At 50.9% G+C, this 14,222-nt stretch carries 15 protein-coding genes; 11 read left to right on the top strand and 4 right to left on the bottom strand.

Translation table 11 applies throughout. The features are described 5' to 3' along the window. Positions 1-33: 33 nt before the first annotated feature. On the top strand, positions 34-348 hold the full coding sequence (locus FHR99_RS15615; protein ID WP_183411672.1) for a hypothetical protein: 315 nt from the start codon (positions 34-36) through the stop codon (positions 346-348). Between the two features lie 365 nt (positions 349-713). Here the strand turns inward: FHR99_RS15615 and FHR99_RS15610 are convergent. Further along, positions 714-1,789, bottom strand: a protein-coding gene (locus FHR99_RS15610; protein ID WP_183411671.1) for an IS3 family transposase whose coding sequence is annotated in 2 segments (ribosomal slippage) — positions 714-1,540 and positions 1,540-1,789 — 1,077 coding nt in all. Because the reading frame shifts where the segments join, the coding sequence is not laid out codon by codon here. A 195-nt stretch (positions 1,790-1,984) separates the two neighbouring features. Here FHR99_RS15610 and FHR99_RS15605 point away from each other — a divergent pair. The 9 genes from FHR99_RS15605 to FHR99_RS15565 all read left to right on the top strand — a co-directional run bounded on the left by FHR99_RS15605 (position 1,985) and on the right by FHR99_RS15565 (position 10,256). Beyond that, on the top strand, positions 1,985-3,391 hold the full coding sequence (locus FHR99_RS15605) for a COG3014 family protein (protein WP_183411670.1): 1,407 nt from the start codon (positions 1,985-1,987) through the stop codon (positions 3,389-3,391). 11 nt (positions 3,392-3,402) lie between these two features. Beyond that, a complete protein-coding gene (locus FHR99_RS15600; protein ID WP_183411669.1) occupies positions 3,403-3,813 on the top strand; it encodes a DUF1425 domain-containing protein in 411 nt (136 codons plus the stop codon). Next, positions 3,810-4,415 (top strand): penicillin-binding protein activator LpoB, encoded by a 606-nt coding sequence (lpoB, locus tag FHR99_RS15595; protein ID WP_183411668.1) that lies wholly within the window; start codon positions 3,810-3,812, stop codon positions 4,413-4,415. Before FHR99_RS15600 ends, lpoB begins: the two co-directional genes overlap by 4 nt. 12 nt (positions 4,416-4,427) lie before the next feature. Next, on the top strand, positions 4,428-5,783 hold the full coding sequence (locus tag FHR99_RS15590) for a hypothetical protein (protein WP_183411667.1): 1,356 nt from the start codon (positions 4,428-4,430) through the stop codon (positions 5,781-5,783). Continuing rightward, positions 5,783-7,042 carry a CsgG/HfaB family protein gene (locus tag FHR99_RS15585; protein ID WP_183411666.1) on the top strand — a complete coding sequence of 420 codons (1,260 nt, stop codon included), beginning with the start codon at positions 5,783-5,785 and terminating at the stop codon, positions 7,040-7,042. Before FHR99_RS15590 ends, FHR99_RS15585 begins: the two co-directional genes overlap by 1 nt. 51 nt (positions 7,043-7,093) lie before the next feature. Further along, positions 7,094-7,717: an outer membrane beta-barrel protein gene (locus FHR99_RS15580; protein ID WP_183411665.1), complete on the top strand. Its 624-nt coding sequence runs from the start codon at positions 7,094-7,096 to the stop codon at positions 7,715-7,717. Positions 7,718-7,817: 100 nt separating this feature from the next. Further along, on the top strand, positions 7,818-8,609 hold the full coding sequence (locus tag FHR99_RS15575) for a hypothetical protein (RefSeq protein ID WP_183411664.1): 792 nt from the start codon (positions 7,818-7,820) through the stop codon (positions 8,607-8,609). Between the two features lie 122 nt (positions 8,610-8,731). Continuing rightward, positions 8,732-9,490 (top strand): TetR/AcrR family transcriptional regulator, encoded by a 759-nt coding sequence (locus FHR99_RS15570; RefSeq protein WP_183411663.1) that lies wholly within the window; start codon positions 8,732-8,734, stop codon positions 9,488-9,490. Next, positions 9,483-10,256 carry a hypothetical protein gene (locus FHR99_RS15565; RefSeq protein ID WP_183411662.1) on the top strand — a complete coding sequence of 258 codons (774 nt, stop codon included), beginning with the start codon at positions 9,483-9,485 and terminating at the stop codon, positions 10,254-10,256. The genes FHR99_RS15570 and FHR99_RS15565 overlap by 8 nt, the downstream gene beginning before the upstream one ends. 487 nt (positions 10,257-10,743) lie before the next feature. Here FHR99_RS15565 and FHR99_RS15560 read toward each other — a convergent pair whose 3' ends face one another. Continuing rightward, positions 10,744-11,631, bottom strand: a complete 888-nt coding sequence (locus tag FHR99_RS15560) for a hypothetical protein (RefSeq protein ID WP_183411661.1) — start codon at positions 11,629-11,631, stop codon at positions 10,744-10,746. A gap of 96 nt (positions 11,632-11,727) precedes the next feature. Between FHR99_RS15560 and FHR99_RS15555 the strand changes: the two genes are divergently transcribed. Continuing rightward, positions 11,728-12,627, top strand: coding sequence for a hypothetical protein (locus FHR99_RS15555; RefSeq protein WP_183411660.1), 900 nt, complete (start codon positions 11,728-11,730; stop codon positions 12,625-12,627). Positions 12,628-13,108: 481 nt separating this feature from the next. Here the strand turns inward: FHR99_RS15555 and FHR99_RS15550 are convergent, their stop codons facing one another. Together FHR99_RS15550 and FHR99_RS15545 are read right to left on the bottom strand one after the other, a co-directional pair. Further along, on the bottom strand, positions 13,109-13,672 hold the full coding sequence (locus tag FHR99_RS15550) for a hypothetical protein (protein WP_183411659.1): 564 nt from the start codon (positions 13,670-13,672) through the stop codon (positions 13,109-13,111). A 60-nt stretch (positions 13,673-13,732) separates the two neighbouring features. Beyond that, the gene (locus FHR99_RS15545; RefSeq protein WP_183411658.1) at positions 13,733-14,140 is read right to left on the bottom strand and encodes a hypothetical protein; all 408 of its coding nucleotides are present in this window, start codon (positions 14,138-14,140) and stop codon (positions 13,733-13,735) included. Between the last annotated feature and the right edge of the window lie 82 nt (positions 14,141-14,222).

The raw sequence follows: 14,222 nt of genomic DNA, 5'->3' as shown, positions 1-14,222 counted from the left end.
GAGTAATTTGCATACTCGATCGAGGAACAACTTTTGTTAACACAAGTAAAAGAGCTTATTGACAAGGGCTATTCGTTAACAGAAATAGCGCAAGCTCTAGATAGATATCTAGACAAAGAATTTAACTTCGAAAAAGCTGGCGAATCGAATGATTACGATAGCAGTGGGAACTATTGCCCTCCTTTGGAGGTACTCCTTCCTGCTTTGTCTATCTGCTCTGATATAGAACAGATTAAACTCGCACTCATTGAGTTTAATCTGTATTGGAAAGAAAGCCGGCAGGGGAGGGTAATATACCCTCATCGGCTATTTATTGAGTTCTTGGAAAAAAGAGATTTCTCTTTTTAATCGTATGCCACCACTGCTTGAAACATCCATGATCTCCCATGTAATGGCTGAACGAGATATCGGTGAGGAAATTCTCCATGGAATCAACGAAATTCGGAAATACAATAAAGGTGAAGTTTAGTTACAACGACATGGTTGTCATGTCTACGTACGGTGCAAGATTAGAAACAGGGACGTCGAGAGCCTCAAAACCCTGACGCCATTGTTGCTCATTGCAAAGCCCCCGGAAGTATTCTCGCGGCTCCACTGATGTGAGCTTGTGTCATTGCTAAGCACCTAGCCTGAAGGTTCCAGAGTATTAAATCTCCGGTGACCTGACCTTTCCCCAGAGTTAGTACCACTGCTCTGATGAGATTTTCCAAAAGTTATGCTGCCTGATTTGTAAATAAAACAGGTGGCAGATAGTCCAGAGAACTGTGTGGTCGAACGTGGTTGTAGTGGTGCCGCCACTGATCGATCTTGACTCTGGCTTCCTCCATTGACCGGAACCAATGACGGTTTAAACACTCGTTTCTGAACTTTCCATTCAGGCTTTCTACAAAAGCATTCTGCGTAGTTTTTCCAAGCTGTATGAATCCAAGTTTCACGCCTGATTCCTGGCTCCAGAAGAACATCGCCTTACTGGTAAATTCGGTGCCGTTGTCGCAGATAATCGTATTCGGCTTACCGCGAGCCTCGATTAACTGACCAAAAAAGCGAGCAACTTGCCGTCCACTTATCGACACGGAAACCAGCTGGCCAACCATCTCGCGGGAATAATCATCAACGACATTGAGCACTCGGAAGCGTCGTCCATTAGTCAACTGGTCTGACACAAAGTCCATCGACCAGCGCTGATCAACACCCAGAGGCACCTCCATTGGCAGCCTTGGGCGCTGTAGCTTCTTCCGCTTCTTGGTGCGTACCTGAAGGCCTTCTTCGGTGTAAATCCGGTACGTACGCTTCCTATTAACCACCAGTCCTTCCGCCTTAAGAAGGCCATGCAACAACAGATAGCCATAAGCAGACTGCTCAACAGCTAATTCCTTTAGCCTGGCTCTCAGAGCCCCGTCGTTGCTTGGTCTGGCCTGATAGCGATACGCCGTTCGGCTGATGCCCGCTAACCGCCAGGCGGCTCGTTCACTGATGCGATGTTCTACGATCATGTGCTTGGCTGCCTGCTTGCGACCGGCGGGCTTCACCACTTTTTTGACAGCACATCCTTCATTGCTTCAACTTCAAGGAGCTTATCCGCCAATAGCTTCTTGAGTTTGCCGTTCTCGCTTTCCAGTTCACGTAATCGCTTGGCTTCGTTGACTTCCATGCCTGCGAACTTGCTGCGCCAGTTATAGAAAGCGCCGTTTGAAATACCCAGGTTACGACAGATGTCTTCAACCTTGGCTCCGGCCTCATGCTCTTTGATGGCCTTGATGATTTGCTCGTCGCTGTGTCGCTTCTTCATGCTGAGATCTCCATCCCGTTAGGTTAACTGGAAATCTCATCGTGGCCATGGTTCTAAAATTGGGGGAAAGGTCAGTGCAAATCGGCGGTGCTCCAAAAGGGGAGAAAACTACCAGAGTGCAGAGTTTGAGTTCGTGTGGTCTGCTCTAACATGTGGACAGAACTAGTAGAAGAAAACTTGATGGGGGAATACATCATGAAGGCCATACGTAAAGCAATGCCAGCAATTGCGCTGAGCGGGGCGCTACTCGCGACCGGCTGCGCGACTTATGACACATCCACAATGGTCCAAGACCTCGACAGCCACTACCAGAATGGTCGGTATGAAGGTGTGGTTTACGCCGTGGAAAGTGCTTTAGATCTGCGGGATGAAGAAACGGGAAAGTTATTGCCGGTGGCAGCAACCCCTAAGAGCATTCTGATGCACTTAGAGGCCGGCGAGAGCTGGCGCCTAATGGGCAACTATCGCCGTGCGATCGCTCACTACGATGCAGTGGAAGGGCTATTCGCAAATGAAGATACGGAAAGCGTTGGCGCCAAAATTGGCGAGAGCATCGGTGCGGCGCTACTAAATGACTCTGCGCGATCATACGATCCACCGCCCTCAGAGCGTATTTTGACCAACTTTTACAAAGCCCTGGCATTCTGGGGTGAGGGCGAGCCCGATAATGCCCGCGTCGAATTCAATCGTGCAAATGATCGCGCGCGAATCGCGGTTGAGCGTTACGCAAAAGACATTGCGAAGGCACAAGAAGAAGCCGCGGAGAAGGGCGTAGAAAATTCCAATGAGCAAGTGGATAGCGCTCTGTCGCAGCATTTCCCCGGCATAGATCAGTGGGAAGTCTACGATGATTTTGTGAATCCGGCAGTGGCCTATGTTAATGCGCTTTTCTTGGCCGGTGGTCAAAACGCAGATATCGAAAAAGCCGAAACGCTCATGAAGCGTGTTCGCGGTATGACTGGCGAGCATCCGGTTATCGACACAGACCTCATGGCGCTGCGCCAGACTAGCTCGATTGGCGGGGATGGTCATTACCGTTGGGTCGTGTTCGAGGCCGGCCTGGGTCCCATCTACAAAGAGAAAAAAATCACTATGCCGTGGCTCGCCAGCATGAATGGGCAGCCTGTGATGATCAATCTTGCGCTGCCAGAAATGACAGACCGTAACGGGGTTGTCGATGTAAACAGTGTGGTCGTCAATGGCAAACCACTTGAATTCGCCCCGTTAGCTTCCATGGAGAAGGTGCTCCGTACTGAATACAAGAAGCGCATGCCTCCAACCGTGGCTCGCGCCGCAGTATCTGCTGGTGCCAAGGCGCTGATCCAGAAAGAAATGGGCGATCGCATGGGTCCGATGGGTTCTCTGCTGGGCATGGCGTATTCGGCGGCGAGCACATCTGCGGATACGCGAATTTGGCGATCTACGCCGGAGAAGTGGGCGGTCGCGAAGATTTCGGCGGATCAAGGACAAGAAATACTCCGCATTCCATATGGCAACGGAGAATCACGCGAAATCTATCTGCCAGCAGGGAAGAATTCCTTCGTCTATATCAAGCAACCCACACCGGCATCATATCCGCTGGTTGAAGTCTACGAACTGTAAGGGCCGCCAAAATGAAGAGAATTGTTCTACTGATAATTAGCGCCCTCTTTGTGACTGCTTGTGCCTCGCCGGTTACCAGCAATCGACAAATGTCACATGCGAATGAGCCATGGGCCGCGCATGTTAATTACGGCGGTAAGGGCTTGCAGATTGTCGATGTTAGGTCATGGTATAGCTCAGACAAGGGCATGAAGGTGATGTTGTCTGCGAAGTCGACGGCATTGATGGACCTTAAGCTGAATTACCGGGTTCTCTGGTATACCGCTGACGGCCAGCCGATTAAAACGCTGCTTGGGAAGTGGCAAGAGCGATTGGTTAAACCGGGTCAACTCATCGAGCTTACGTCGGTTTCACCGGGACCCAGAGCAGCGGACTATCGAATTGAAATTCAAGAAATAAACAAGTGGGGATACAACCAATGAAAAAAATTCTATCAATATTGCTGTTTACAGTAGCCATTACAGGCTGCGCTTCTCAAGGCGTGCAGCTGGTCGACACTAGCAACGATACTGCTGGCACGGTTATGGGGTTGGAGTACCGTGATTTTGAGAAAGCGGCAGCGGAGTCTGTTCAATCGATGCTCGCCACCGGTGCTGTGACTAATCCGAATGGTGGTCGCTATGTGATGGCGGTGAGCCGCGTAATTAACGACACCATGCAGCGTATCGATACCGATCAGCTGATTAAGAAGATTCGAATTGAACTGCTCAACTCGGGCAAGGTTGTTGTAACAACCGCAGTTGGCCTTAATGGTCCAGAAGACCAGATGGCCTATGCCGCGCGCGAACTGCGCGGCAATGATGAATTCGACCAGAGCCGTGTTGCACGAAAGCGCTCACTGCAGGCACCTGACTTGTCCCTTTCCGGGAAGATCATGCAGCGTAACCATGCGATGGGTCGTGGCCAAACACAGGTTGAATACTCTTTCCAGCTTACCCTTACTGACATCAACACCGGTCTGGCAATTTGGGAGGGCGAGACGCCCATCGTAAAACGCGGATCAAGCAAAACAGTCAGCTGGTAAGGGAGTAGCTCTATGTCTATCCGAAAAGCATTTTCTGGGGCGGTCGCGTTCGTGGCCCTTGGTATGGCAGGCGCCGTAAACGCTGCCACACTGAATCTGGCTGAAGGCGTTGATCTCTATGACGCGCTCGATGCCTATAAGATCGAGATGGAGAATGAGCTCCTCCAGCGCGGCAAGAACTATCGCTTGGCCTATGGTGTCGCCGGCATTGCCGGTGCGCAGGGCAGCACTGCCTATGTTACGAGCATAAATACCGCCTATCAGTTTGCGCTTGCGCAAGCCTATACCCAGCTGGCCAATGAGCTTGGTGCAGATCTAATCGCTGCGGAAACTGGTATTCAAACGACCTCCACCGGCGGTCCCGCAGAAGCCTTGCTGGCAAGCTGTGAAAGTGACCACAAAGCTGCAAAAGCAGCCGCTCAAGCGGACGAGTCCTTTCTGGATGTCGTAAAGGGTGCGATTCGCAATTTCACTACGTCCGACGAGGAGAAGGCAGAGAAGCGTAAGCTGGACTCGGTTATCGAGTGCTCTTCGACAGTTGATCGCCGACTCATCACTGACGTTCTCTCGCGTTCTGTCTCTGACGCCTTTTCAGGCGCGCGGATTGTGCAAACAGCAGTCCATAACGGACAGATGGCGGTGGTCGTTGGCCTTTCCCCTGATACGGCAGAAGTCGCTGGTGTGCTCAGTGGTCAACGTGGTGCAGCTCAGACAAACCCTGGTGCGCGTGCTGAGATCGCCCAGTGGATTCAAGAGCAAATGAGCAACCAGCCAGGATCAATGCTCGGCATGGTCGGTACTCGTATGACAAAGCTGTCAAACGGCGAGTGGGCAGTCATTGGCTTTGGTCTGGCGCCAGCTAGCGAATCGGGCGGTTCGAGCATACTGAACAGTAACCGCATGCAATCTGAGCGAAAGATGGCCGAGAACAACGCTGCGCGTGAGTTGGCCCGGTTTGCGAATATGAGCTTGGATCATTCGCTGAACCAGAGTGTGCGCGACGACACGCATGTTCAAGTTAAGAAGCGCATTGAAGGTGATTCGGAAACGATTAGCCAAGCGCAAGAAAGCGTGGTGATCAGTCAGCTGAATCAGAACTTTAACACGCAGAGTGTTCTCAAACTGAAGGGCGCTTCGAAGCTCTACGCCAAGAAGGTGAGCGATGAAGCCGCTGGGGTAGATTTTTATCTGACCGCGTACGCGTGGAGCCCAAGCATGTTGTCCTCTGCTGAGAACTTCCGTGCTCAAACGGCCGAAGCTTTTCAAGCGGGCAAGACGTCCGGCGGTAATCGTCAAGGAGCGAGAGCGAGCTCGGCGACGGCAACTGGCAATGTCACCTCAAATCCGCGGATTCAGGAGGACTGGTAATGTTCGCAGCGAGCAATTCACAATCGCCAAAGCGGTGGTTAACCAGTCTGGTCGGTCTGGGCTGCTTGGTCGTATCTCTGGCTGCCAATGCGGCAGGTACGCAACAGGTTGAAGTCCGAGCCAAGGGATTTGGCAGCTCTGAGTCAGAAGCCGTGAGAGAGGGGCTTTCCGCTGCTGTGGCGCAGGTCAACGGCACTACGCTGAAGTCTTCCCAATCAACGCGGACTCATAGCGTTACGGCTGCAGCGAGCAACGAAAAAGGCGAGCGAGAAGAGGTCGATATGGAAATGACCTCCGAGCAGAGCGCCGCGACGCAAACCAGCGGTGAAATCCACAGCTACGAAATCCTCTCGATGGAGCGAGTGGACAAAGGCTACGCAGCAGAGCTCCTTGTGCGAGTCTACCGCTATGACGCACCTGTGTCCTCCTCGCGAAGCCGCATGGCTCTGCTCAAGACCGACCACAATCGCAGCCGCTATGACATTTTTGGTGTGTATTCCGGCCACGATCTAGCGGGGAGAGTGAACAGTGCGTTAGAGCGCGAGCTCGTTCAGTACCGCAAGTTCGCCGTCCTGTCTCGGCAGGAGCTGGATCATATTGGAAACGAGCTCGCTTTGATCACGTCGGATGCGACCTCACGCGAAGAAAAAGCGAAGGCCGGACGTATGTTGGGTGCCGACTATCTTCTTATCAGTGAGATCACCGGTGCCGATGGCCGGACCTGGAGTGAGACGACGCAAGTTACCGGTCAGACAAAGCACTACCGCAAGGGCACGTTTTCAATCGGATTGAAGGTTATCGCGGCGGCTACCGGCGAGATTAAGTTCTCGGAAAAATACTCTGGGTACACGACAAAAGGCAATGTCGACTCGCTGATTGCATATGTTGCCAAAAAAGCCATTGCGGATACGGTAGAGCGTATTTTTCCGAAGCGGATCGTTAAGGTAAGCGGTGATTCGCTGGTGATCAATGCCGGTGGTCGAAGCATCTCGGTTGGTGATCACTACGATGCATTTACCGTCGGTGAACCAATCATTGATCCGTATACCGGTGAGTCCCTGGGAGGGGAAGAATCCTATGTCGGTACGATTAAGGTTACCGAAGTTCACCCCAAGCTCGCTTATGCCAAACCTGCCAGCAAAGGAAGCTTCACAGAAGGCATGATTCTTCGCGCGGCTAAGACCGCCCCAAAGAAGAAGAGCCGCCCTAAAGCGGAGCAGCCGCGGGCGACAACTGGTGTGCGCTTGCCCTTCGACTAACGGCCCTTCGACACAAAGTCACTTATCACCACTAGCAAAAGGAAGGTTTGAATGAAGAAAATCATCAAAGGAATCATGGTCTCAGCGCTGGTAGCGTCGAGCGGAGCGATGGCGCAGGTGGGGTCTTTCTATGCCGCAGGGCAAATAGGCACCACTAACATCGACTTTTCTGAAAGCGATTACAAGAGCGCAATCAGCGACGGCAGCCAGATTAGCAATGTTGACGTCGATGACAGCAGCAACGCGCTTGTCTTTGGATTCGGTTACCGGGCGACGGCCAATGTTGGCTTTGAAATACAGCGAGTCGATTTCGGCACTCTCGATGCTGACGCAACTTCAGACGGCAGTGGGGCCGTATGGTCCGCCGGCGGCGTTAACTCAGAGATTGAGGTCACTGGGCTGACAATTGGCGCAAACTTCATTGCCCCGGTCCAACCAGGCCTAGAGCTGTATGGCCGCTTGGGCCTGCTTCAATGGGACGCTGAAGTCAGCATTACCAATAATAGTCTGAGCGGTAGCGGCGATGATGACGGTAATGACTCCTACTACGGGTTCGGCGCTGCATTCTCACTGTCAGAGGCGGTTCAACTAACGGCCGACTTTACCCGCTATGACGTCGATGGCGATGATTTTGATCTTATTGGCATCGGTGTCCGTATACACTTTGGGGGATAAGTAAGTCTTAGGCCTCCTAATATATGGGGGCCTAAACTATAACTTTAGCGGGCTTGGTAGTAGACTATGCCAAACGGCAAAGTTAGAGGATTCCCTGCTTATGTCCCCACCAGCAAGAAGAGATGCTCAACTGACGACTGAAGAAAAAATCCTTGTTGCTACTGAAAAGGCCTTTGCACTTTCCGAACTAGATACTCCTTCGGCGACTGATATAGCAAGACTTGCAGGGCAGGCGAACAGTGCGGTTGTGAACTATTACTTCAAGACTCGCGATAATGCTGTTCAAGAGGCTCGCAACTTTAGAAACATTGCGATCAACCAGTTTAGGGGACGTCTCATAGCACGTTACGAGCGTATAAGAGGATTGGAAGAAGCGGGGCTGTTCGACCTGCTGTTTCTATTACTTGCTCCAACCGTTGCTGTAGTTAAATTATCCTTACCTGAAAGTTATCACGCCAGATTTGTGCAAAGACTCAACAGCTACAACCTCACGGGGTATGAAAAGGCTGTATCAGAAGAATGGGCTGCTCCAGCTCAGCGAGTTATGGAAACGCTGGTCAAAGCTCTTTCCAATGAGCTTGGCGTTGACGGGGCTATGACCAGTATGCTCATAGCTCAACCTGCGATAGCTCCTGGATTAGCAGGCATTGAAGAGCAGGCTATGAAAGTATGTGACTATGAAGGCCACGCGAAAGCGTTGGCTAATGTTGACGAATTACTCGTAAAATTCGTTAGTTTCGTTACATCCGGTATACTAAAAAAACCGTGCTTATCGGCTATTGGAGAGGCCGAGATGCTCGAAATAATGAATGACGAGCTAGGCACTGCGCCCCCCGATTTTAGATTCCACATAAAAGAGTCCTCCGGCGTTAATCTAGGCGAATTTATTTAGTAGGGAATAGAAAGAACGGGATATTGCATTGCGCGCACCAAAGAAGTGCGCCGAAAGGTGAGCAACTTTTAAACTGGGGACGCATCCGCTATATTCTACTGTCCCAAGCTAGGGCTGTCGCTGTGTCATCCCCCCCGCCGACAAAATTTCTATATGCCTCTCTTCCGACGAAAGAGAGGCTAATAATTGCCGCTGAAAAAGAAATCGCTAATGCCGGTATTGCCGGCATGATGGATGTGGATATTGTAGAAGACGCGGGAGCCACTAGCCCATCTGCGTTGAGATACCATTTTAAAAATAGGAACCAGCTCTTAATTGCTGTGATCCTGTATCGCTATCATGCATTAGCGAAGATGACTTCTTGGCTAACTACGGGATTGCAGCAGACTTCGCCGCCATCTTTGGCAGACTATATCGCAGTGAGGATCTTTGCAAAGGCCTTTATTGTTGAACGGTCAATGCCAGCGCCGTATCACGCAAAGATGTTGAGATCATTGCATGAGGCTAGAATAGAATTTAAGGACCTGGCCGAGGAGCATCGACCCTGGGTAATTGAGCTGTGTGCTCAGCATGAGTGGTTACAGCAGAAAGTAGCCGAGGTCATAGGCATGGCGAAAACGCACAGGCGTTCCCGTCATGCCCTAATATTTACCCATGCTGGAGCCACTAGACTCGAAGCTGAATTACGAGGCCGGGCCCAAAAGGAGCCGATTGATATGCTTATTCCTATATTAGATAGGCAGGCAAGAGAATGCGCCAACGCTATTGCTGCAGGAATCCTCAGGGAAGAATTCAAACCTGTGTCTGACGAAGTGTTCAACGCGTATCAAGATGCTAAAGCGGAGCTTAATAATATCGGATGGTACATAGAGCGTGGATGAACTACCACAACCTCTTATCAACGAAATTTATCAAAATGCGCCCACGCGTTCTCGCTTGCTCCACGCCATCGAAAAGCATATTGCTATCTTCGGATATGATGGAGCGAGGGGCGCTAATATTTTGCAAGACGCTGGATCATCGAACGGCGGCGCAATCCAGTATCATTTTGGTGATCTTCATTCGGCAGCGATGATCATTATGCGGCAACGGGGCCGGATTATGGCTAAGTACATGGACGCAGCTCGTAGTGTCCTAATGGCTGAAGAGAAGGCAGGGACTGTGATTGTCCCGTTTTACTATTGGGTGGCGAACATGGGGTGCTACTTACACCTTGCTATCAAATCAGCACCGGCCTGTTATCTAGCGGGATTTGTTGATGAATTTGTGCGGTTAGACCAAAGCGGTGGGATGGCTCTGACCAATGAGGCTTGGGCGGAACCGATTCGTTATCTGAGAGACATGCGGAAGCAGTCGTTTTATGCGCTAGTTGGTGAACAGGTGGCCAAGGAGCGCTTTAGGTATACTGCGAATCATCACTTAAAAGCAGTCCGTGAAGGCGAGCAGTCATTGCGACGGCTTCTACTCTCAGGAGGTTCTCTAGACAAGGTAGTTAAAGATTCGATATATAGTTATGCTGCCTCTATAGCTGAGTCTATCGTAGCAAGCGTTCTACAAGAAAAATACAAAGCTTCTGGCGCCTCGACAGCGGAGCTGCTCTATAGGATAGAAAAGAAGGCCGGTGAGCTTGACACACGTTTGATATAGCAGGAGGGTAGAGTATTTCCGTAACTTTACTGAAAAGCTACAAGCTTGCTATGGTTTTACTCGCCACACTTCCAAATCAATAAAGTGTATGAAGTTGCCCTCTATATTCGAGATTTTTCGATGGCTTGCATCAAGCGCAGCAGGAATATAGGTGATGGCTAGCTGCATTTCTCATAATTCCGACTGCGATTATTTTATTTAAGAATTCCTTCGCTCAACATAGGTTGAACGAAGGCTATGGCAAAATAGCTAATTCGTGCTTGACTGTATCTGTCGGAAAATCTTGGCGTATGAGTTCGGCTTGAGCCCTTAGTTATGAGGACTCGTCTAGTTTCGGTCGCCCGTGATTACTACGGCTGAAAGGATAGCGGAATCAACCTAAATAACCATCGCGCCATAGGAGTTCTCTGTCTACAGAGCTGCGTAGTTAGTAATACCGTTTCCGATATCAAGGGCAATTACTGGCAGGCGTTCTTTGGGTTGATGTCTAATTTTGATAGCGATAAAGGCTCAAAGAATTAATGTATGGTTTACCGCTTAGACAAATATCAGATCTCTTTGCGCGTGCAGGTGAATCATCAGCACCGCCTGGCCACTTTATAGCTGGAAGAGCGCAACCGTCCATAATAATAACCGATGGAGTTATGATCTGCTGGCGCTTTCTAGCCTGATCAGTAAACGTAAGGTTTGCTCGTAGTTGTGGTTTTATTGGTTTCCGGTATGCAAGTTTTTCGCCCGCATTTAAGTCCGCTAAAAGTCGCAGTGCTGTATCGCGTGCGGCACGGCAGGATAACTCGTTTGCAAGAATACGAGCCTGTTCAAGTGTTACAGAGGACACCTCGCTATGCCGCCGGGCCCATGTCCAGCGGACGCTTTTAGTTTCGGGATGCAGTATTCGGACTGTGCGATACGCGGAAACCAAATTGAGCCGGGAGAGATCCATTCGCTGAAGCACGCGAGAGAGATCGGAGGACCGTGAAGCTGATGTGTCCAGTATTTGTCCCATCAAACGGGATATGCTGGTTTTGTCGGCGGTGCGTCGCTTGCTGGTACCGAGATCGCCAGATGATTGCCGGAAGGCAACGACAGCGCTTTGGAAGGCTTCCTTTGCGGTGTTCAGCTCACGGGCGGCCGCAACTGTCTCTGGACTCGCGCAGAGGATACCTGACCGCGGCGCGACGAAGTTGTCGTCAAACCAGAGGGGGGCTATCGCCTCAATGGCAACAGAGCGGTCGTCTTTGCCTGGAGGGATCTGAACCTCTTCGGGCAGCCAAACGGGCAGTGAGTCCTTTTGTGCCAGCGCAACAAAGTGGGAGTTGAGAGCGAGCAGACGTTCTGCGCTTTCGAGAATATCTGGAATTAGGCTTGCATCCATACTCGTCACCAGTAGTGTATATGTGTACAGTTTATAGTCAGGTGCCGTATTTGCAACATGCGGACTGGAATTGGAAGAAGTTGGGGAATTAAGGGTATGAAAAGTTATCGAACCCCTCGAGCGCCTTTTGTCACGTTGGCAATGATCGTTTTGGGCTTGTTCGGACAGGCGCATGCTGAAGAAGAAAATGTGACCGTTCAGGTCGGTGAGAAGCGAATCGAGATTGCCACGCCACCGGGCTACTTCCAGGTAACCCCAAATATGCAGCCGTTGTACCGTTTCGCGACGATAATGGTCGCCGAGAGCAATCGATTTCTGACGTATTTTGTGCCGGAAAAACACAAAGAAGCAGTAGTTTCCGGAGAGATGCCCGTCATGGAGCGCTGGTATGCCGTCCAAACCCTTGCCGGTTACGAAGACCGAAAAATATTGCCGGAGCATTTGCAGGCAAGTGCACGGTTCCTGAGGGAACACTATGCTGATGCCTATGCAAAGATACAGCCGGACATGGACGCGAACATGGTCAAGGTGAGCGGCGAGCTCTCACAGGACTCTGGGGTTGATGTCTCCGTTTCGATGAACGGCATGGAGTTTTATCCTGCGCACGAAGAAAGCGACTCACACTTCAGCCATAGCATGATGAACAGCTACGATATGGCTATTGAGAGTGGTACCAAAGAGACCAAGGTCGCGGCGACGGTTACGACGGCATTGATCAATGATCGAATGGTTTTCATGTATGTGTATGGGGAAGAGTCTGGCTTGGAGTGGACACGCTCTGCAGCTAGTGAGTGGGTCGCCAGCACCTTTAAAGCCAACGGTGTTAATAGTGTCAGTGCTTCCAAAGCGAAAGCCCAGACTGGCGATGCTCGAACGGAAAAAGCTGTAGCGAGCGGCCTTTCAAGTTGGAAGGCTGTGTTCATAGCCCTAATGGCCGTCATTGGCGTAGTTTCGGTATGGCGACTGGAGAGAAAAAGGACTCCACCCAGCAGTTGAGGGCGAGTCCCATAGACCGAGCTTGCGCATGCGCAAGTTTTACTGAAGCCCCTTTCGGGCACATTGAGAAACGATATGGACATCTTATTCATTGCTATTGTGCTCATCGTCATAGCTGGACTGATTGCAGCGCTGGGAAAAGCTAAGGCGGGTTCACGCGAGTATCCCTATCAGCTATCCAAACATCAGCAAGTGAATGGGTCGCCATGACACTTGGAGCGAACGGGATCAAGCCCGAAATTGAATCAAAGCTAGCTGAAGCCTCCGAAGCAAAACGAACATCGACGGCGATCGCGCAGGGCATCTCTGTTGAACTTGGTGCATTCCTGGTGATATTAGCGGGGGAGTATTGCGCTCGCGCAGCGAAAATAAGACTTCTAGCGATGGGTGGCCGCTCTCCGACCTATACTTCGCTAGGACGGAACTCAGGCCGCCGCAGTTGTGATCCCCGCATGTGGTTCTCTTATAAATGTCGCTGGCCTTATTGGGATTCTTCTAACCATTTTGTGGCTAGCTCGTGGAAGCCAAGTAGCTCGACATTGACATCAAGGTCGTAGTACATGCCGCTCACGCGGACTATCGGCTTGTTGGATTCGGCCAGCGTCGCAAAGATGATCTGCTCGTCATTTGGCCCATGTTTGTGCGCGTTAAGAGAAGCAAGAGCCATGACTTGCTGAGCTCCGCGAGAGTAGTCTGTGTAGCGGTTCCCGCCCCGAATGGCTTCAACCATGCCTTTGCCAGCCCGCATCTTCGGTGAAAATTTAGACTGAGTATGCGCGTCGCCGTCCGTATAGTGGTGCGTGAGATGCATCAAGAAAACGCACTTTCGCTGAGTAAAAACGCCGAATGATTTGGTTTCGATGCACGACTTCTGAGGACGAATGACGAGGTGCTTGCTCACAGGCCAAACGGTGATCGGCTCGTCATACTCGATGTTGTTCAGTGTGACTGGGCTCACTTGCTCATCTACAATCTCTACCGCAAACAAGTCGCTGCTTTGAAAAAGCGTCGCAAGCAAAATAGCGAATATTGCCGTCAATCTCATCTATCTCCCCTCGTGCACACGCAAGTGCATGCTAGATGTTTAGTTTATTTCGCACTATGGTCACACATCCAGATCGCGAAGTCTTTCGCGTAGATAAGCTATTTCGGCACGCTCGCCTTCAATCAGGGCATTATATTTTTCGATGACAGCGTTCATCTCGGTCGCGATGCTTTGCTCCCATGTGGCGCCAGCTAGATTGTTTGCAGCTCTCCGCCGTTTTGATCGTAGTATCCTGAGCTCTCTTTCTCGCTGCCTTTCGAGACGGGCTATCGCCTCTTCTCGGCCAGAGATTTTGCGCTGCAATTCTCGACGTTTGTTGCTCGCAGTCACCTTCGACCAGTCACCTTCAGCGGTCATACCAATGCCGGAAGAAGTTGGCTTTTTTATATCAATCTGTGTTGCGTCAGTCCCACAAGGCTTATCGCTAATAACAAGGCCCTTAGGGGTTTCACATTTGTTGATTTGCACTTAAAACTGACCCGGGAATTGCATTTAAAATTGACCCACCCGATTACGCCAGATTATGGCGCAGCTTTTCCTTTTTTGCCTG

The sequence above is a fragment of the Litorivivens lipolytica genome, assembly GCF_014191715.1.
In the GTDB taxonomy this organism is placed as follows: domain Bacteria; phylum Pseudomonadota; class Gammaproteobacteria; order Pseudomonadales; family Spongiibacteraceae; genus Litorivivens; species Litorivivens lipolytica.
The sequence above is the reverse complement of the archived record's forward strand: the minus strand, read 5'-3'. Positions and strand labels throughout refer to the sequence as shown.

Coding starts and splice junctions, on each gene's coding strand:
- FHR99_RS15600 (WP_183411669.1), top strand. CDS start 3,403: ATGAAGAGAATTGTTCTACTGATAATTAGCGCCCTCTTTGTGACTGCT.
- FHR99_RS15585 (WP_183411666.1), top strand. CDS start 5,783: ATGTTCGCAGCGAGCAATTCACAATCGCCAAAGCGGTGGTTAACCAGT.
- FHR99_RS15605 (WP_183411670.1), top strand. CDS start 1,985: ATGAAGGCCATACGTAAAGCAATGCCAGCAATTGCGCTGAGCGGGGCG.
- FHR99_RS15575 (WP_183411664.1), top strand. CDS start 7,818: ATGTCCCCACCAGCAAGAAGAGATGCTCAACTGACGACTGAAGAAAAA.
- FHR99_RS15580 (WP_183411665.1), top strand. CDS start 7,094: ATGAAGAAAATCATCAAAGGAATCATGGTCTCAGCGCTGGTAGCGTCG.
- FHR99_RS15560 (WP_183411661.1), bottom strand. CDS start 11,631: ATGGATGCAAGCCTAATTCCAGATATTCTCGAAAGCGCAGAACGTCTG.
- FHR99_RS15555 (WP_183411660.1), top strand. CDS start 11,728: ATGAAAAGTTATCGAACCCCTCGAGCGCCTTTTGTCACGTTGGCAATG.
- lpoB (WP_183411668.1), top strand. CDS start 3,810: ATGAAAAAAATTCTATCAATATTGCTGTTTACAGTAGCCATTACAGGC.
- FHR99_RS15590 (WP_183411667.1), top strand. CDS start 4,428: ATGTCTATCCGAAAAGCATTTTCTGGGGCGGTCGCGTTCGTGGCCCTT.
- FHR99_RS15550 (WP_183411659.1), bottom strand. CDS start 13,672: ATGAGATTGACGGCAATATTCGCTATTTTGCTTGCGACGCTTTTTCAA.